A 16,950-nucleotide genomic window follows, 5' to 3' on the forward strand; every position below is an offset into this window, starting at 1 on the left:
GCAACCCTCCGCGCCGACTGATACCATTTACTGGTACTCGATTCGGCCAGGAGGCTCCCATGGCACGCAACACCTCGGTGATCCTCGGCGACCACTTCGCCGACTTCGTCGGAGCGCAGGTCGAATCCGGCCGATACGGATCCGCCAGCGACGTGATCCGGGCCGCCCTTCGCCTTCTCGAGGAACACGAAACACAAGTCCAGAACCTTCGAGACGCACTTCGAGCGGGCGAGGAATCGGGCGACGCCCAGCCGTTCGACTTCGAAGCGTTCAAGTCACGCAAGCGGGCCGAGCGCCGCGATTCATGAAACGAGTGTTGTTCACCGCCTTGGCGCGTCGTGACATCGAAAGCATCTGGGACTTCACAGCGGCCACGTGGGATGCCGACCAGGCCGACTACTACACCGACTCCATCGAAGAGTGCTGCATGCGCGTCGCCGCGGGAACGGTCGCCGGCAAGCCAACGACGAATCCGCCTGGCTACCGGAAGGCATTCGCCGGATCCCACCTGGTGTTCTATCGCGAGACCGAGGACATCGTGACGATTGTCCGCATTCTCCACCAACGACAAGACGTCGAACACCACCTCTCCGACTCCCCTTAGCGGGAGTTCACCTTCGCGCCCGCCAGATACCTGGGCAGCACCCAAGCGACTCCGAACCGATCGCCCCAGCGGGACGGGCGGTGTGCCCCATCACACACTATGACATTGAGTAATGGTTACAATGGTTGTTGTCAGTATCGACGTCGTCGCTACCAGAAGGAATCTCCGACATGACCACCACCGAAGTCGAATCCGTCCCGACCGGCGCGCAGATCCAGGCCGCGCGCGACGGCGTCGCCCGCCGCCTGCTGAAAGGCTCGTCGAGCCGCTCGTACGATCCCGTCGTCGACATCGACTGGGAGGCCCCGTTCGTCCCGGGCAAGTACTTCCTCCCACCCCGGGTGATGAGCCTCTACGGGACGCAGGTGTGGGACGCGATGACGCCGGAACAGCGCATCGAGATGTCCCGCCAGGAGATGGCGAACATCATGTCGGTGGGCATCTGGTTCGAGAACCTGCTCAACCGCGCCCTGCTGATCAGCCTGATGAAGGAGGATCCGGCCGCCGCGACCACGCACTACTCGCTCACCGAGATGGGCGACGAGTGCCGCCACATGACGATGTTCGGGCGCGCGATCGAGACCACCGGCACCCGCGCGTACGCGCTGCGCCGCTGGCAGCGGACCGTGATGCACCTGATCCCGGTCGTCATGCGCGGCATCGCCCTCTGGGTGATCACGCTGGTCGGCGAGGAACTGTTCGACGCCCTGCAGCGTGAGATCAAGGACGACCCGGAATTGCAGCCGATGGTCTCGCGCGTGATGCAGATCCACGTGACCGAGGAGTCGCGGCACATCGGTTTCGCCCGCGACGGCGTGATGCGGCGTATCCCGATCCGGTCGCGGTTCGACACGCTCCTCGCGTCGAGCGTGCACGGCCTCGCCGCGCCGATCTTCCGGCACCTGTTCACCAACCCGGAGATGTACCGGCGAGCGGGCTTCGACAACCCCAAGGAGATCGCACGGGTGGCCCGCGCGAACCCGAACTTCCACGACTCCCAGGTGACATCGTTCGCGTCGCTCGCGGCCTTCCTCGAGCAGGCCGGACTGATGAACCGGTTCAGCCGGACCATGTGGAAGCGCGCGGGGTTCCTCCGATGACCGTCATCGCTCTCACCGGGACGTCACCGGCGATCGCCGAGGTCTGCCGCCGCCTCGCCGCCTCGCCGCTGGACTTCCGGCTGACCGGCGACGCCGCGGCCGCCGACCTGGTCGTGACCGATGCGCCGGCGCCGGACCCGAATCACCTGACCGTGGCCTCGACGCTGGCCCCGGACACCTTCTTCGTCCGCGACGAGAGCGTCGACTATGTGATCGCGGCCCTCACCGAGGCGCAGCTCACGGCCGCGCACGGAGTCCGGGTCCGCCCGCCCGTGCAGAGCGGGACGGCACTCGAGCAGCAGAAGCCGCGCTGGTGGCGGCGCCACCGGCGCACCGACCCCCTCGCACACTTCGATCCCGTCCACTACGACTGGGATTCGGAGGAGACCGTCGAGACCGAGGTGTTCGACGAGGACGTCGTGGTGACCGTGGGCGGCGAGGAGTTCACCGCGCGGCTGCGCGCACGCGGCCATCTCGACGGCAGCGACGGCCACTTCCACTGGGCCGGCACGCTGTACGGCGAGCGCGCGCACGCGCTCAAGAGCGACGGCAAGTCGCGGGCGTCGGTCGCGGCCGCCGGGGGCGAGCCGGTGCCCGCGAAACTCACCGAGATCACCCAGTGGGGCACCGTCCGGATGACCGGCGTCGGCACTCCCCCGTGGGCGGCGACCCAGGACGCATGACAGCGGCGCCTAGGTGTACTTCCCCGACACGTTGTGAACATCTGAGGTGAAGTGAAGACCTCCGGGCAGGATGTGGGTTACCACACTGACATCAAGCCACGGAGGTCTTCATGGTCCACGCTAACGCACCCTTGACGCCGGAGGGCAGACGACGCCTGGCGGTGCTGATCGTCGAGGACGGTTGGCCGCTGCGGCGGGCAGCGCAACGGTTCCAGGTTTCCCTGGCCACGGCCAAGCGATGGGCCGACAGGTACCGCGCCGGTCAGGAGTTGACCGACCGTAGTTCCCGTCCCCAGACCTGTCCGACGCGTCTGAACCGGCGCACCGAGCGGCGGATCATCGGTCTGCGGTTCACTCGCCGCTGGGGACCACACCGCATCGCCTACCACCTGCGGCTTCCGCGTTCGACCGTGGGCAGGGTCCTGACTCGGTACCGGATGCCGCCGCTGGCGCACCTGGACCAGGCCACCGGGCTGCCGGTGCGCCGGCCCGCGCCCAAGAGGTACGAAGTCGACCGTCCCGGCCGGCTGGTCCATGTCGACATCAAGAAACTCGGCCGAATCCCTGACGGCGGCGGATGGCGGGTCCATGGACGCGGCTCGGCCCAGGACCTCAGAGCCGGGCGGCACCGTGACCAGGCTGCCCGCGGCGGCGCAGCAGGATCGCGGGGCTACCGGTACCTGCACCACGCCGTCGATGACCACTCGCGCGTGGCGTATTCGGAGATCCTCGATGACGAACGCAAGGAGACCGCGGCAGGGTTCTGGGAACGGGCCAACGCGTTCTTCGCCGAGATCGGAGTCACCGTGACCGCGGTGATGACCGATAACGGATCCTGCTACCGCTCGCGTGTGTTCGCCGCGGCCCTGGGCCCGAGTATCAAGCACAAGCGGACCAGGCCGTACCGGCCCCAGACCAACGGGAAAGTCGAACGCTTCAACCGGACGCTGGCCGCCGAATGGGCCTACGCCGCCCCGTACACCAGTGACACCGAACGCGCAGCGGCCTACCAGCACTGGCTGCACCACTACAATCACCACCGACCCCACACCGGGATCGGCGGCCTCGTCCCCTCAGCCCGCGTTCACAACCTCACGGGGAAGTACACCTAGGGCGCTCACGCGGCCGATATGGCCGCGCGGGCGCTCCGGGCGCCGTCGCCGTCCCGGCCGGTAACGGAATCGTCAGCCCAGCGCCTGCGTCTCCTCGGGGAGGTCGGCGAGCAGATGACCCAGTCGATCCCGTTTGGTGCGCAGATACCGGATGTTCTCCAGCGTCGGCACCGTCTCCAGCGGAACCCGGCGGGACACCGGAATGCCCTGATCCTCCAGTCGCCGGACCTTGTCCGGGTTGTTGGTCAGCAGAGCCGCCTGTTCGACGCCGAGGTGCGCCAGGATCTGGCCGGCCACCGCGTAGTCGCGCGCGTCGACCGGCGCGCCGACCGAGGTGTTGGCGTCCACCGTGTCCAGCCCCTCCGCCTGCCGACGGTAGGCCAGCAGTTTGCGGCCGAGACCGATCCCCCGGCCCTCGTGGCCGGTCAAATACACCACCACGCCGCCGCCCGCGGCCACCATCGCGGCGACGGAGACCGCGAGCTGTTCCCCGCAGTCGCACCGGCGGGACGCGAACAGGTCGCCGGTCAGGCATTCGCTGTGGATGCGCACCAGAACGTCCGCGCGTCCGGCGATGTCGCCGTAGACCATCGCGAGATGCTCCACGCCGCCGCTGGCGTAGGCGTAGGCGTGGGCCCGTCCGGCGGCCGTCGGCACCGGGGCGTTTCCGGTCGGGCGCAGCCGCTGGAACTCCTCCAGTTGGCCCACCGTGATCACCGGCAGGCCGTGCCGCGCGGCGAAGCGATGCGCGTCCTCGCCGCGCAGCATGTCCCGTCGATCCGCGGAGACCAGCTCACAGATGAGCGCGACCGGGGTGCATCCGGCGATCCGGCACAGCGCCACCCCGGCCTCGGTGTGTCCGGCACGCGCGGCCAGACCCCGGCGGTGCTCGGCGAGCGGGAAGGTGTGACCCGGCGAGGTGAAGTCCGCCGGCGTGCTGCGGGCGTCGGCAAGCGCCCGGATGGTCGCCGACCGGTCGATCGCGCTGATCCCGGTGCCCGCCCCGCGCAAGTCGACGCTGCGGAGGAACGCGGTCTGGTGCACGTCAGTGTTGTCGTCCACCATCGGCGGCAGCCCGAGCCGGTCGGCGTGCTCGCGCGGCATCGGGACGCACAGCAACCCGGAGGTGTGCTCGACGAAGAAGGCGACCGCGTCGACGGTGGCGGATTCGGCCGCCATGATCAGGTCGGCTTCGTTCTCGCGCGCGGTGTCGTCGAGCACCACGGCCATGCCGCCGGCCGCGATCACGGCGGCGGCATCGCGGACCGTGCCGCCGGTGGCGGTCACCGAGCGGGACAAGGCGGGGTGGGTCATCGTTTCTCTCCAGACGGCGGATGCGGCAGATGGGTGCCGAAGGTACGTGCGTGATAGGTCAGTGGTGCGCGGGCGGCGGTGTCCACGTCGGTGACCGTGCCGAAGACCACGGTGTGGTCGCCGCCGCGGATCAGGTCGGCCACCTCGCAGGTGACCCAGCCGGCGACGTCCTCGATCACCGGCACGCCCGCCTCGTCGGCCCAGGCGACGCCCTCGAACTTGGCCGCGCCCTTGCGGGCGAAGGTGAGCGCCAGATCGCCCTGCAGGGCCGACAGGATGTTGATCGCGAAGCGGCGGTGCGCGCGCACGACGGCCAGCAGGTCGGAGCCCTCGTCGAGGGCGACCGCGATCATCGGCGGCGTCATCGACAGGGACATGAACGCCGAGACCGTGGTGCCGTGCGGCCGGTCGCCGTCGCGCGAGGTCACGACGACGACCGGGCTGCACACACCGGCCATGGCATCCCGGAAACGCGCATTGACATCTGTGGACATCGTGGTATCCAGGCTCTCTCGAACAGGCCGGTCAGGGGATCAGGCCTTCGCGGCCAGTTCCGCCTCGTACTTCTTGGTCATGTGCTCGACAGCGGCCTCCTGCTTGGCCGCGTAACCGTCGTGCACGACCCGGGCGCGGGCGGCCGCGTTGAGCGTGGGCTGGGACTGGCCCTGGAAGTGCGGCATCACGCGCTCGGCGAAGATCTGCGCGGACCGCCAGGTGTCGGCCGGGTTGGCCCAGTCGTGACCCATCTGCAGCATGGAGCCGAAACCGCCGGACTGATCCCACAGGCGCTGCACCTGCTCGCGAGCCTGTTCGGCGGTGCCGATCACGCCGATGCCGTTGTCCTTGACGAAGTCGATCATCTCGTCGATGTGGTCGCCCTGCACGCCCATCTGCGGGAAGGCCGCCACGTGCTTGAAGTAGTCGAACCACTGCTCGATGCCGTACCGGACCTGGCGGCGCGCCTCGTCTTCGGTCTCGGCGAGGTGGAACAGACCGACCAGGCTCCAGTCCTTGCGGTCGACGGTCTTGCCGTGCGCCTCGGCGCGCTCCTCCATGATGCCCCAGTGGTGCGCGAGGGCATCGAAACCGTCGGCCGAGAGCGTGGCGCCGATGGACAGCAGACCGAGCCCGTGCGTACCGGCCAGTCGCGGGCCGGTCGGCGAGGCGACCGCGGCCACCGTGATCGGGATGCCGTTCTCGTTGTACGGCGCGAGCTGCAGCTGCGCGTCGATCAGTTCGTGGGTGCGCGTCTTGGCGTTGACCACCTCGCCGTTCAGCAGCCGGACGACGATGTCGACGTTCTCCTGCATAAGCTCGCGGCACGCGATCGGGTCGAGACCGATCATCATGGAGTCGGTGGGCAGCGAGCCCGGGCCCAGACCGAAGATCACCCGGCCGCGGGTGAGGTGATCGAGCTGCATGATCCGGTCGGCCGCCCAGAGTGGGTTGTGGTAGGCGAGGGACGTGACGCCGGTGCCGAGCTTGATGCGCGGCGCACGGCCGGCGGCCGCGGCGATCATGATCTCCGGTGACGCGTAGATCTCGCTGCCCGCCGAGTGATGTTCGCCGAACCAGAACTCGTCGAAGCCCAGGTTGTCGACGTGTTCGACGAAGCGCAGGTCGCGCTCCATGAGCGCGGTGGGGTTCTGGCCCGCCGGATGGAACGGCGCGAGGAAGTAGCCGAAACGAAGTCGCATGTGATTCTCCTGCTCGTGTCTGACTCACCGGCGGGTCGGCCCCACTCGGCGGTGATCACATTCTCGATCGGCAGTGACGTGCGTAACATCGCACCAAAGTGGAATCTTCGTCCGGAGACCGTGACGGCCGGGCCGGCGACACCCCATCCTGGACGGAACGATCGGAGGCCGGAGGTACGCATGTCCAGACCTCGTCATCCCTCGCTGCCGGGCCGCGAGTACGATCGGATCTTCGCCGTGCTCGACGACTGCGGCGCGGCGCGCGACCTCCCCGATCTGAAGCTGCGCCTGATGGACTCGCTGCACGACCGGTACGGCTTCCCCAACACCACGTTCCTGACCGGACCGACGTTCCGCGGCGCGTTCCGCGACCCCGATCCGGTCGCCACCGGCCGGATCCCGGCGATCCTCGACGAGTACCACTCCGGCTGGTACCTCGACGACATGTTCTCCACCAAGGAGTTGTTCAGCGCCCTCGCCAGGACCCGCGCGATCTCCCACTCGGGACTGCCTTCACTGCCGTCCGGGGCCGTCAACTACCTGCAGGGATTCCTGTACCGGCACCGGCTGCGCAGCGCCTCGGTCCTGCATCTCGGCCTGGCGCACAGCGCGCACGCGATGGTCGGCATCTTCGACGACGAGGGCAAGGAGATCGTCGGCGAACGTCTCGCCGGCCTGGGGCTGCTCGCCCAGCAGCTGACACTGCTGGCGCGGACCCTTCCGGGCAATCCCGAGGGTTCGTGGCGCAGCAATCTCACGCCCCGCCAGCGCGAGCTCGGCGAGCTCATCGCCGACGGCAATTCGAACGAAGAGATCGCCGCGGTCCTGTCGATTCAGCTGGACACCGTGAAGAAGCACGTCAGCCACATCCTGACCGCGACCGGCACCCGGAACCGGGTGGAGTTCGCGAAGATCGTGCTCACCGAGGAACTGTCGCGACGCTGATCGGCGGGATCCGCCTGCCGGAACTCAGAAGTCCCAGTCCTCGTCCTCGGTGTTGACGGCCTTGCCGATCACGTACGAGCTGCCCGACCCGGAGAAGAAGTCGTGGTTCTCGTCGGCGTTCGGCGACAGCGCGGACAGGATGGCCGGGTTCACGTCGGTCTCGTCCTTCGGGAACATCGCCTCGTAGCCCAGGTTCATCAGGGCCTTGTTGGCGTTGTACTTCAAGAACTTCTTGACGTCCTCGGTCAGCCCCACCTCGTCGTACAGCGATTCGGTGTAGTCCGATTCGTTGTCGTAGAGGTCGAAGAGCAGGTCGAAGGTGTAGTCCTTCAGCTCGGCCCGCCGCTCGGGGGTCTCGATCTCCAGTGCCCGCTGGTACTTGTAGCCGATGTAGTAGCCGTGCACGGCCTCGTCGCGGATGATCAGCCGGATCAGGTCGGCGGTGTTGGTCAGCTTGGCGCGGCTGGACCAGTACATCGGCAGATAGAAGCCCGAGTAGAAGAGGAACGACTCGAGCAGCGTGGAGGCCACCTTGCGCTTGAGCGGGTCGTCGCCGCGGTAGTAGTCCATGACGATGTGTGCCTTGCGCTGCAGGTGCTCGTTCTCCTCCGACCAGCGGAAGGCCTCGTCGATCTCCTTGGTGGAGCAGAGGGTGGAGAAGATGGAGCTGTAGCTCTTGGCGTGCACCGACTCCATGAACGCGATGTTGGTGAGCACCGCCTCCTCGTGCGGGGTCACCGCATCCGGGATCAGCGAGACGGCGCCGACGGTGCCCTGGATGGTGTCGAGCAGCGTCAGGCCGGTGAAGACCCGCATGGTGAGCTCTTTTTCATAGTCGGTGAGGGTGCCCCACGACGGGATGTCATTGGACACCGGCACCTTCTCCGGCAGCCAGAAGTTACCGGTCAGCCGGTCCCACACCTCGGCGTCCTTCTCGTCCGGAACGCGGTTCCAGTTGATGGCGCTGACGCGGTCGACCAGCTTGATCGGCGCGCCTTCGGCGGGACTGTGAGCGGACGCAGACATGGCACCTCGGATTTCTACGAATGTCAGACGAGCGGTGCCGCCAACACTACTCGTTGGGGACGACGACCCTCGGCACCACAAGATGGTGTGTCTCGCCCGGTGCGGCGTGTCGCGATGTTCCCGGTCCCGGGCGTGTCACGGCGGTCTGGATAGACTCGCACATCATCGGCCGACACGGGGAGGACGGGCGTGCGCACAACTCCCTTCGGCGACGCCGGACGCCGGCTCGTCACCCGGCGCGTCCGCTTCTACCACGCCCTCATCGGCCTCATCACGGTCATGTTCGCGGCCGAGACCGTCATGCACTTCACCGCCGGGGCGGCCTCCCGGTGGATCGTCGCCGGGGTGGCGCTCGCGGCCGCCGGGCTGGCGGTAGGTTCGGGAATGACGGCGGCGGACCTCGGACTGGCGCGCGAGACGCTCGGCCGCGGACTGCGCTGGTCGGCCGCGATCATCGCGGTCGTGGTCGTCGCGATCGCCGCCGGGCTGGCGATCGGGCCGATCCGCGAGCTCTTCCACAACGACGCCTACCGGGATCTGTCCTGGGCACTGCTGTCCGCCTTCGTCCTCATCCCGTGGCAGACGGTCGTCCCGGAGGAACTGCTCTTCCGCGGCGTGCTTCTCGGCGCGCTGCGCCGCCGGCACACCGAGCGGACCGCCGTCATCGCCCAGGCCCTGCTGTTCGGCCTGTGGCACGTGGTGTCGGCGACCGGTCTGTCGACCGGCAACCGGGGTATCGGCGACGTCGTCGGCGCCGGCCCGGCCGGCGTCGTCCTCGGGATCCTCGGCGCGGTGGCGTTCACGACCATCGCCGGGCTGCTGTTCGGCTGGCTGCGAGTGCGCACCGGCAGTCTGCTGCCGTCCATCGCGCTGCATTGGGCCGCCAACGGCGCCGGCGCGGTGGCCGCGGCCCTCGCCTGGAAGATCGGTTGACCCTCCCCACCGTCCTCACCCGTGCGCCGCGCCGGCCTTTCCGGCCGCCGCGCTCGGCGCGTCGCGGGCCGATCGCCGCCCGCGGGCGCATGCTGATGCCATGACGGTGCTGCCGATGTTTCCGCTCGAACATCCGCTGCTCCCCGCGGAGCCGCTGAGCCTGAACGTGTTCGAGCCGCGCTACCGCCGGATGGTGAGCGACGTGCTCGCGGGCGACGGCCGGTTCGGCGTCGTACTGATCGCCCGCGGCAGCGAGGTCGGCGGCGGCGACGAGCGGTTCGGCGTCGGCACCGTCGTCCAGCTGATCGGCCATCGTCTCCAGGCGAGCGGGCAGATCCGGCTCGCCTGCCGCGGTATCGAGCGGCTGCGCGTCGTCTCCTGGCTCGACGACGACCCGTATCCCCGTGCCGAGATCGAACTCTGGCCGGACGAACCGGCCGGCGGGCCCGCCGAGTGGGCCCGGGCGCGCGTTCCGTTCACGTCGGTCCTCGCCGAGACGCAGGACCTCTACGACCAGATGGCGGCGCGCAGCGGCCGGCCGGCCGTCGTGCTCGGCGCCCCGGACGATCTGCCGCCCACCGACTACACCTTCCGCACCGCCGCCAATCTGCCGCTCGGCGCGGCGGACCGGTACGACGTGCTGCGCGCCCCCGGCCCGCGTGAGCGCCTCGACGCGATGATTCGCGCCCTCGACGACGTCCTCCCGATCCTCCGCGACCGCCTCGCCCCGCAGTCCTGACGCCTCGACACGCCACCCCCCGCTACTCCGCGGCCCGCTCCTTCTCAGCGTGTCGCGGGTCTTTCCTCGTGTCGCACGTCCGGCAGGAGCAGCGACACGAAACTGGGCCCGCGACACGCCCCGGCGACCCTCGGGCGTGTCCTCCAGAAGGAGGACAGCGCGGGTGCCGAGCCCCACCGAACGGCGCGCCTGTGCGTACGATGCCCGTGGCACACAGGAGGAGTCGCGCATGGGTGAAACGCAGTCCAGCCGGGCCGGTCAGACCTTCGGTCCGTACCGGCTCGAGTCGCTGCTCGGCAAGGGCGGCATGGGCGAGGTCTACCGGGCGCACGACACCGTCCGCGACCGCACCGTCGCGCTGAAACTGCTGCCGCCGCACCTCGCCGAAGACCCCGTCTTCCAGGAACGATTCCGCCGCGAATGCCAGACGCTGGCGCGGCTCGACGAGCCGCACGTCATCCCGATCCACGACTTCGGCGAGATCGACGGGCAGCTCTTCCTCGACATGCGGCTGGTGAACGGCAACGATCTGCGCGCCATCATGCGCGAGCGCGGGGTGCTGGAGCCCATCGAGGCCGTCGCGCTGATCGAGCAGGTCGCCGCCGCGCTCAACGCCGCGCATGACGCCGGCCTGGTGCACCGCGATGTCAAGCCGGAGAACGTGCTGGTCACCCACGCCGACTTCGCGTATCTGGTGGACTTCGGCGTCGCGCACGCCGAGACCGACACCCATCTGACCCGGACCGGTACCGCGATCGGCTCGGTCGCGTACATGGCCCCCGAGCAGTTCGACGACAAGCCGGTGACCGGTGCCGCCGACACCTACGCGATGACCGTCATGCTGTTCGAGTTGCTCACCGGCCGCAAGCCGTTCCCGGGCGAATCCGTCTCGACCATCACCAAGGGAGTGCTGTTCGACGAGGTCCCGGTCGCGAGCAGCATCAATCCGGCCATCACCCCGGCGCTGGACGCCGTGCTCGCCTGGGGGCTGAACAAGTCGCCCGAGCAGCGCTGCCCGTCGTCGCTGGAGCTGGCGCGCGCGGCCCGGGCGGCCCTGGCCGGCGAACGGCCGCCGACGCTGGGCGAGTCGGAGACCGGCCTGATCGGCGGGCCGGGCGCCGGGCGCACGACCGGCTTCCCGGTCGCCCCCATGGCGGTGATGGGTTCGGTGTCGAACCCGGCCATCTCCAACCCCGTCATCTCCAACCCGGCGATCTCCAACCCGGCGATCGACCGCACCGGCGTCGCCGGGGCCGGCTATCACCCGGGCGCGCCCTACGGCCCGCCTGGCGGGCAGCCGCCCGGGTATCCGCCACAGGCGTATCCGCCGTCGCCGTCGGGCCGCAGCACCACCAACACCGTCCTGCTGGTGTCCATCGGCGTCGTCATCGCGGCCCTGATCGGCATCGGCGCCTGGCTGATCGCCGACCGGATGGGCGGCTCGGACGGCAACGACACGGCCGCCGCCGGCGGCGTCACCACTGTCACCACCACCGACGACGGCGCCACCACGAGCGACGCGTCCAGCGGGACGACGGCCACCTGGACGCCCGGCTCACCGCCGTCGGACAATCAGCCCTGCCCGGGGTACACCGGCGTGGGCACCGGTTACCCGCAGTGGACCGGCTGCGAGTTCGCCGCGAACGTCCGCGACGCGTATGTGCGCAGCGGCCCGATGGGCGAGGCCCGCACCGTCAACGGCTGGGCACCGCAGATGCAGAAGAACTTCGTGATGGAATGCAGTCCGTACCTGGGGATCATCGCGTGCCGCGGCGGCAACCAGGCCGTCGTGTACATCTACTGACCTCGGAGCACCCGTGCACTTTTCCCGATCGGCGCGCCCGGCGCGCGCCGCGGCCCTGTTGACCGGCGCGGCCCTGGCCGTCACCCTGACCGGCTGTTCCGAGACCCGCGGCACACCGGTCGCCTCCCCGTCGGCGCCACCGGCGGCCGCGTCGTCGCCTCATCGGCCGGCGGCGGCCACCGGCCCCGAGGTCTCCGAGCTGCGCACGAGCTGGGACAGGCTGAACCTGGGCCCCGGCGTCGGCGTCGCACTGGTTCCGGTCGGCGGCGGTCCGGTGACGGCCTTCGGCGATCCGCCCGTGATGACGGCGTGGTCGACGATCAAGGTGCCGCTGTCGATCGCGGCCCTGCGCAACAAGCCCGGCGACGCCGACATCCTGGCCACGGTCAAGCAGGCGATCATCCACTCCGACAACGACGCCGCACTCAAGCTCCGCAGGTCGCTGGGCGGCCCGAACGGCGCCGGCGACGCGGCGACGGCGCGCACGAAGGTCACCGATGTGCTGCGCAGCGGCGGCGACGAGAACACCGACCCGGTGCACATCGCCTACGACTCCGACGAGACCTTCGGCCTCACGCCCTGGAAGCTCACCGACGCCGCCACCTTCGCCGCGCACCTGCCATGCATGAAGAACACCGCCAAGGTCCTCGACTACATGGGCGAGGTGGACGGGATGCAACAGTGGGGCCTGAAGTCGATCGAGATCCCCGGCGGGTCCACCGCGGTCAAGGGCGGCTGGGGCCCCGCTGACGACGGCGGCTACGACGTCCGCCAGCTCGGCCTGATCACCTTCTCCGACGGCCGCCAGGTCGCGGTCACCATGCAGAGCCACCGCGCCGGCGAGGAGATGGGCGTCGGCACCGACACGCTGGACAAGATCGCCGCCTGGCTGAAGAAGCACCTCTCGAAACTCCCCCGCGGCCGCTGCTGACCGCCACCTGCACCACCTGCTGTGGTGTGACAGCAGCGAAAGGTCCGGGGGCTCATGACGCCATGGAGGCGATGAGTTACTGACCTCCACTGCAGTTCAGGTACCGGGTCACCCCCGCTCATCTTGTCGCTCACATGATTGATGCCGTCGGCACCAGCTAGGTGTACTTCCCCGTGAGGTTGTGAACGCGGGCTGAGGGGACGAGGCCGTTGATGCCGGTGTGGGGTCGGTGGTGATTGTAGTGATGCAGCCACACGGTATATGCCGCTTCGCGTTCAGCTTCGTTGGCGTACTTCTGGGCGTAGGCCCATTCGGCGGCCAGGGTCCGGTTGAAGCGTTCGACTTTCCCGTTGGTCTGGGCCGGTACGGCCTGGTCCGTTTGTGCTTGATGCTCGGGCCCAGGGCTGCGGCGAAGGCGTGTGAGCGGTAACAGGATCCGTTGTCGGTCATCACTGCGGTCACGGTGACACCGATCCCGGCGAAGAACGCGTTGGCCCGTTCTCAGAACCCGGCCGCGGTCTCCTTGCGTTCGTCATCGAGGATCTCCGAGTACGCCACGCGCGAGTGGTCGTCGACGGCGTGGTGCAGGTACCGGTAGCCCCGCGATCCTGCTGCGCCGCCGCGGGCGGCCTGGTCGCGGCACCGCCCGGCTCTGAGGTCCTGGGCCGAGCCGCGGCCATGGACGCGCCACCGGCCGCCGTCCGGGATCTGGCCGAGTTTCTTGATATCGACATGGACCAGACGGCCGGGACGGTCGACTTCGTACCTCTTGGGCATGGGCCGCCGCACCGGTAGCCCCGTCGCCTGGTCCAGGTGCGCCAGCGGCGGCATCCGGTATCGAGTCAGGACTCTGCCCACGGTCGAACGCGGAAGCCGCAGGTGGTAGGCGATGCGGTGTGGTCCCCAGCGGCGGGTGAACCGCAGGCCGATGATCCTCCGTTCGGTTCGCAGGTTCAGACGCGCCGGAGAGGTCCTGGGCCGGGAACTACGGTCGGTCAGCTCCTGGCCGGCGCGGTACCGGTCGGCCCACCGCTTAGCCGTGGCCGGGGAGACCTGGAACCGTTGCGCGGCCCGCCGCAGCGGCCAACCGTCCTCGACGATCAACACGGCCAGCCGTCGTCGGCCCCCCATTGACGGCGACGACATGCTGATGGCAGCTTGGCGCGACCTGGTTACCGCGTGCCGCGACATCGACCACGCCCGCTACCCGCACGAGCGGGTGGCATTCCTGCGCGACATCGTCGTGGGTCTGAGTGAGCACCGCAAGCAGGACCGTGGGCCCCGGGATCCAATCTCCACGGCGGCGAATGTCCTCGTGGGGTACCAGGGCACCGTTCGGACGGCGCAGGCGATGGTCGGCGACCTACCGGACGAGACGCAGCCTTACAACCCCCAGGCGAAGTCGACTCTGACCGAGACGGAGCTCGCAGACCTGGCCGAGCGTTGCGTCGCAGTGTCGCCGAAGACCGGAGACTTCGTGGTGTGGTTCCGGCTCGCCCCGGCCTTCGTCCGGAGCATGTCGTGCGTCAGCCACGGCGACGTCACGTTCTACGACGCGCAGATGCTCGCGAGCGCGCTGGCGGCAGACGAGGAGCGGGTCCGGGAGCTGTTCAACGTCGTACCTGAGGAACTACTGACCGATGAGATTCGGGAGCTCCAGTCATCGGGGCAGGTGAACGACCACACGGGGTTCGAGCATGAGCCGCAGTTGGTGTACGCGCGCGTCGAAGTTCGGGGCATCCAGCGGCACAACGCCGCCGCCGCGGCCCGCAGCTACCTCGACGCGGTGTTGGCCGTGGTAGCTGTCCACGACGACATGTGGAAGGTGCTGGGAGGAACCCTGCTCTTCGACGGTCGGCCCTCCTACTTCCCGCAGGTCCGGTGGGGTTTGAAGGAGCCACTCCCTGACGGTGTCTTCTACGAGAACGATCACTTCACGACCAACCTGGAGGAGATGACCGCAGCTGGGCACGTGGTCACCGCTGAGGCCGTATATCAGCTTCAACCCGTCCTGCGCCTCCAAGCCGCGCTCGCGGCTGCGCCGCGGTCCGACCCCGAAGCCGTGATCCTGGCTGCGGTCCGCGCCATTGAGCACTGCAACAGGTGGGCGGCACCCCACGGGGGACACAAGTGGTACGCATTCGTCGCCGACTACTTCTTCGACGAATACACCGTCACGTCGTTCGCCAACCGCGCCGTTCGCGACGTATTCGCCGCGGTCGTGCAGTACGTCCCCGATCGCTCACCTGGTGCTCGGATCACGGCGGAGCTGGTGACGATCCGCGAAGACATCACAGACTCCAGTTGGGGCTTGCGGATCAACCGGCAGAAGACCCTGGACCACGTTGCCGCGCTGAAGCAGATCTACGCCAAACACTGGCTGTCCCGCCAGCTCAACGAGACCGACGACATCCTGTCCTCGGGCACTGCCCTCGCCGCGGCCTTCGCGATCGAACAGCAGCGCCTCGAGAGACGGGTGGCCAGGCTCACCCGGTCGCGCAACGCGGCGGTTCACGGAGGGCCGTTGTCGACCGCAGCCTGCGACAGCATCGCCGACTTCGCCACGATCATTGCGCAGAAGGCGCTCTACACCGCGGTGCGCGCCACCATCGCCGGGCAGGCGGCGGACGTCTATGCCGACGCGCGACGGGACGAGTACCGCCAGCGCAGTCAGAACCTCGCGTCGGGCGGCGATCTGAAGAACCTGTTCGCCCTCACCTAGTGCCGCGTGTCTTTAGTTAGTTTTCGGTTGGGCTTTCTTCAGGATGTCGTCGGCGGTCTTGGTCCAGACGAAGGGGTGTTTGCGGTCGTTCCAGCCGCTGATGAATGCCCGGATCTTCGCGTTGAGGTCTTTGACTGAGGTGAATACGCCACGGCGGATCGCTTGCCGGTCGATGATGCCGAACCAGACCTCGACGAGGTTGAGCCAGGATCCGGAGGTCGGGGTGAAGTGCACGTGCATGTTCGGGTGCTGGACGAGCCAGTCGCGGACTTCGGCCTTCTTGTGGGTGGCGTAGTTGTCCATCACCAGGTGCAGTTCCTGGCCGGGGTAGGTGCGGTCGATCTGTCGCAGGAACGACAGGAACTCCTGGTGACGATGCCGTGGCTTGACTGCGCCGGTCACTTGGCCGGTCGCGATGTCCAGGGCGGCGAACAACGTGGTCGTGCCGTGCCGCTTGTAGTCATGAGTGCGGCGTTCGATCTGCCCGGGCCGTATCGGCAGCATCGGCGCGGTCCGGTCCAGGGCCTGGATCTGCGACTTCTCGTCGACGCACAGCACGATCGCGTTCTCCGGCGGTTCCAGATACAGGCCGACGACGTCGGTGACCTTCCCGGCCAGCTCCGGGTCGGTGGAGAACTTGAAGGTTCCCGACCGCCACGGCTGCACACCGTACTCGCGCCACGCGCGTGCGATCGTGGCGTTCCCGACCCCGAGATGGGCGGCGAGCAACCGTGAGGACCAGTGCGTGACCCCGTACTTCTTCGGAGGCGGCATCAACGTGGCCGACACGATGTCGGCGTGATCGATATGCCGGGGCCGGCCGGGCCGATCAGCATCGAGCAAGCCGGCCATCCCGTCGTGCAGGTACCGGTACCGCCACTTGCGGACCGTCGGGATCGACACCCCGACGACGTCGCTGATATGCGAGTTCGCCCACCCCTCAGCGGCCAGCGCCACGATCCGCGCCCGCCTCACCACGCCAGCCGGCGTCGAGGTCGATCGCAGCAACCGATCAAGCTCAACATCATCGCCCTCACGCAATTCCAGTGCCGGGGCCGGAGAATTCGCCATAACCCATTCTCTCAACCCCGGAACAGGAAACTAATTAACGCCACGCGACACTAGAGTCGGTCAGCCTCCCCGCGCTGCGCCACACCGGCTGACCATCACTTGTCCCAGCCGGCCGTCGCATCACCGCCGTTACACCGACGGGCAACTCCACGAAGTTCGACACGGCGCGCACCGCGACTTGAACGGCGGGGCTCCGGACGCGAACGCCAGTGACACATCCAGCAGCTGCACACGTTGATGCCGGAGTGTGCGAACTCCCAGTAGCAGCG

The 16,950-nt window shown here is 68.6% G+C and carries 16 protein-coding genes and 1 pseudogene; 11 read left to right on the forward strand and 6 right to left on the reverse strand.

The genetic code is table 11. The features are described 5' to 3' along the window. The first annotated feature begins 59 nt into the window (after positions 1–59). From MYK68_RS14840 to MYK68_RS14860, 5 genes are all read left to right on the forward strand, one after another. The gene (locus MYK68_RS14840) at positions 60–308 is read left to right on the forward strand and encodes a type II toxin-antitoxin system ParD family antitoxin (protein ID WP_247864456.1); all 249 of its coding nucleotides are present in this window, start codon (positions 60–62) and stop codon (positions 306–308) included. Then, positions 305–604: a type II toxin-antitoxin system RelE/ParE family toxin gene (locus MYK68_RS14845; RefSeq protein ID WP_247864457.1), complete on the forward strand. Its 300-nt coding sequence runs from the start codon at positions 305–307 to the stop codon at positions 602–604. Before MYK68_RS14840 ends, MYK68_RS14845 begins: the two co-directional genes overlap by 4 nt. Before the next feature lie 170 nt (positions 605–774). Continuing rightward, a complete protein-coding gene (locus MYK68_RS14850; RefSeq protein ID WP_247864459.1) occupies positions 775–1,704 on the forward strand; it encodes an AurF N-oxygenase family protein in 930 nt (309 codons plus the stop codon). Beyond that, positions 1,701–2,387, forward strand: coding sequence for a DUF4873 domain-containing protein (locus MYK68_RS14855; RefSeq protein WP_247864461.1), 687 nt, complete (start codon positions 1,701–1,703; stop codon positions 2,385–2,387). The genes MYK68_RS14850 and MYK68_RS14855 overlap by 4 nt, the downstream gene beginning before the upstream one ends. A gap of 110 nt (positions 2,388–2,497) precedes the next feature. Continuing rightward, positions 2,498–3,499 carry an IS481 family transposase gene (locus tag MYK68_RS14860; protein ID WP_247864463.1) on the forward strand — a complete coding sequence of 334 codons (1,002 nt, stop codon included), beginning with the start codon at positions 2,498–2,500 and terminating at the stop codon, positions 3,497–3,499. 72 nt (positions 3,500–3,571) lie between these two features. Here MYK68_RS14860 and ribB read toward each other — a convergent pair whose 3' ends face one another. Genes ribB through MYK68_RS14875 form a run of 3 tightly spaced genes read right to left on the reverse strand, consistent with a single transcriptional unit; the run spans position 3,572 to position 6,510 of the window. Next, positions 3,572–4,813, reverse strand: a complete 1,242-nt coding sequence (gene ribB / locus MYK68_RS14865) for a 3,4-dihydroxy-2-butanone-4-phosphate synthase (RefSeq protein WP_247864465.1) — start codon at positions 4,811–4,813, stop codon at positions 3,572–3,574. After that, positions 4,810–5,307 carry a flavin reductase family protein gene (locus MYK68_RS14870; RefSeq protein ID WP_247864466.1) on the reverse strand — a complete coding sequence of 166 codons (498 nt, stop codon included), beginning with the start codon at positions 5,305–5,307 and terminating at the stop codon, positions 4,810–4,812. The genes ribB and MYK68_RS14870 overlap by 4 nt, the downstream gene beginning before the upstream one ends. A 39-nt stretch (positions 5,308–5,346) precedes the next feature. Beyond that, complete coding sequence (locus MYK68_RS14875) at positions 5,347–6,510, reverse strand: LLM class flavin-dependent oxidoreductase (protein ID WP_247864467.1); 1,164 nt, start codon at positions 6,508–6,510, stop codon at positions 5,347–5,349. A gap of 180 nt (positions 6,511–6,690) precedes the next feature. Here MYK68_RS14875 and MYK68_RS14880 point away from each other — a divergent pair, with 180 nt between their 5' ends. Beyond that, positions 6,691–7,455 (forward strand): helix-turn-helix transcriptional regulator, encoded by a 765-nt coding sequence (locus MYK68_RS14880; protein ID WP_247864469.1) that lies wholly within the window; start codon positions 6,691–6,693, stop codon positions 7,453–7,455. Positions 7,456–7,479: 24 nt separating this feature from the next. Here MYK68_RS14880 and nrdF read toward each other — a convergent pair whose 3' ends face one another. Then, positions 7,480–8,481 carry a class 1b ribonucleoside-diphosphate reductase subunit beta gene (gene nrdF, locus MYK68_RS14885; RefSeq protein WP_247864470.1) on the reverse strand — a complete coding sequence of 334 codons (1,002 nt, stop codon included), beginning with the start codon at positions 8,479–8,481 and terminating at the stop codon, positions 7,480–7,482. 189 nt (positions 8,482–8,670) lie between these two features. On the opposite strand from nrdF, the gene MYK68_RS14890 reads away from it, so the two are divergent. The 4 genes from MYK68_RS14890 to MYK68_RS14905 all read left to right on the forward strand — a co-directional run bounded on the left by MYK68_RS14890 (position 8,671) and on the right by MYK68_RS14905 (position 12,888). Beyond that, positions 8,671–9,414, forward strand: a complete 744-nt coding sequence (locus tag MYK68_RS14890; RefSeq protein WP_247864471.1) for a CPBP family intramembrane glutamic endopeptidase — start codon at positions 8,671–8,673, stop codon at positions 9,412–9,414. A gap of 100 nt (positions 9,415–9,514) precedes the next feature. Continuing rightward, positions 9,515–10,153 carry an LON peptidase substrate-binding domain-containing protein gene (locus MYK68_RS14895; protein WP_247864472.1) on the forward strand — a complete coding sequence of 213 codons (639 nt, stop codon included), beginning with the start codon at positions 9,515–9,517 and terminating at the stop codon, positions 10,151–10,153. Between the two features lie 229 nt (positions 10,154–10,382). Beyond that, positions 10,383–11,957 carry a serine/threonine-protein kinase gene (locus MYK68_RS14900; RefSeq protein ID WP_247864474.1) on the forward strand — a complete coding sequence of 525 codons (1,575 nt, stop codon included), beginning with the start codon at positions 10,383–10,385 and terminating at the stop codon, positions 11,955–11,957. 13 nt (positions 11,958–11,970) lie between these two features. Then, on the forward strand, positions 11,971–12,888 hold the full coding sequence (locus MYK68_RS14905; protein ID WP_247864475.1) for a serine hydrolase: 918 nt from the start codon (positions 11,971–11,973) through the stop codon (positions 12,886–12,888). A gap of 157 nt (positions 12,889–13,045) precedes the next feature. Here the strand turns inward: MYK68_RS14905 and MYK68_RS14910 are convergent. Further along, a pseudogene (locus MYK68_RS14910) lies at positions 13,046–14,034 on the reverse strand (IS481 family transposase). On the opposite strand from MYK68_RS14910, the gene MYK68_RS14915 reads away from it, so the two are divergent. Further along, on the forward strand, positions 14,033–15,610 hold the full coding sequence (locus tag MYK68_RS14915; protein WP_247864477.1) for a hypothetical protein: 1,578 nt from the start codon (positions 14,033–14,035) through the stop codon (positions 15,608–15,610). The pseudogene MYK68_RS14910 and the gene MYK68_RS14915 sit on opposite strands and share 2 nt — an antisense overlap. Before the next feature lie 12 nt (positions 15,611–15,622). Here MYK68_RS14915 and MYK68_RS14920 read toward each other — a convergent pair whose 3' ends face one another. Beyond that, a complete protein-coding gene (locus tag MYK68_RS14920; protein WP_247864479.1) occupies positions 15,623–16,681 on the reverse strand; it encodes an IS630 family transposase in 1,059 nt (352 codons plus the stop codon). Positions 16,682–16,950: the final 269 nt, after the last annotated feature.

The sequence above is a fragment of the Gordonia sp. PP30 genome, from assembly GCF_023100845.1.
In the GTDB taxonomy this organism is placed as follows: Bacteria; Actinomycetota; Actinomycetes; order Mycobacteriales; family Mycobacteriaceae; genus Gordonia.

Excerpts from the sequence above, each read along its gene's own strand:
- MYK68_RS14840 (WP_247864456.1), top strand. The coding sequence starts at position 60 with ATGGCACGCAACACCTCGGTGATCCTCGGCGACCACTTCGCCGACTTC.
- MYK68_RS14845 (WP_247864457.1), top strand. The coding sequence starts at position 305 with ATGAAACGAGTGTTGTTCACCGCCTTGGCGCGTCGTGACATCGAAAGC.
- MYK68_RS14850 (WP_247864459.1), top strand. The coding sequence starts at position 775 with ATGACCACCACCGAAGTCGAATCCGTCCCGACCGGCGCGCAGATCCAG.
- MYK68_RS14855 (WP_247864461.1), top strand. The coding sequence starts at position 1,701 with ATGACCGTCATCGCTCTCACCGGGACGTCACCGGCGATCGCCGAGGTC.
- MYK68_RS14860 (WP_247864463.1), top strand. The coding sequence starts at position 2,498 with ATGGTCCACGCTAACGCACCCTTGACGCCGGAGGGCAGACGACGCCTG.
- ribB (WP_247864465.1), bottom strand. The coding sequence starts at position 4,813 with ATGACCCACCCCGCCTTGTCCCGCTCGGTGACCGCCACCGGCGGCACG.
- MYK68_RS14870 (WP_247864466.1), bottom strand. The coding sequence starts at position 5,307 with ATGTCCACAGATGTCAATGCGCGTTTCCGGGATGCCATGGCCGGTGTG.
- MYK68_RS14875 (WP_247864467.1), bottom strand. The coding sequence starts at position 6,510 with ATGCGACTTCGTTTCGGCTACTTCCTCGCGCCGTTCCATCCGGCGGGC.
- MYK68_RS14880 (WP_247864469.1), top strand. The coding sequence starts at position 6,691 with ATGTCCAGACCTCGTCATCCCTCGCTGCCGGGCCGCGAGTACGATCGG.
- nrdF (WP_247864470.1), bottom strand. The coding sequence starts at position 8,481 with ATGTCTGCGTCCGCTCACAGTCCCGCCGAAGGCGCGCCGATCAAGCTG.
- MYK68_RS14895 (WP_247864472.1), top strand. The coding sequence starts at position 9,515 with ATGACGGTGCTGCCGATGTTTCCGCTCGAACATCCGCTGCTCCCCGCG.
- MYK68_RS14900 (WP_247864474.1), top strand. The coding sequence starts at position 10,383 with ATGGGTGAAACGCAGTCCAGCCGGGCCGGTCAGACCTTCGGTCCGTAC.
- MYK68_RS14915 (WP_247864477.1), top strand. The coding sequence starts at position 14,033 with ATGCTGATGGCAGCTTGGCGCGACCTGGTTACCGCGTGCCGCGACATC.
- MYK68_RS14920 (WP_247864479.1), bottom strand. The coding sequence starts at position 16,681 with ATGGCGAATTCTCCGGCCCCGGCACTGGAATTGCGTGAGGGCGATGAT.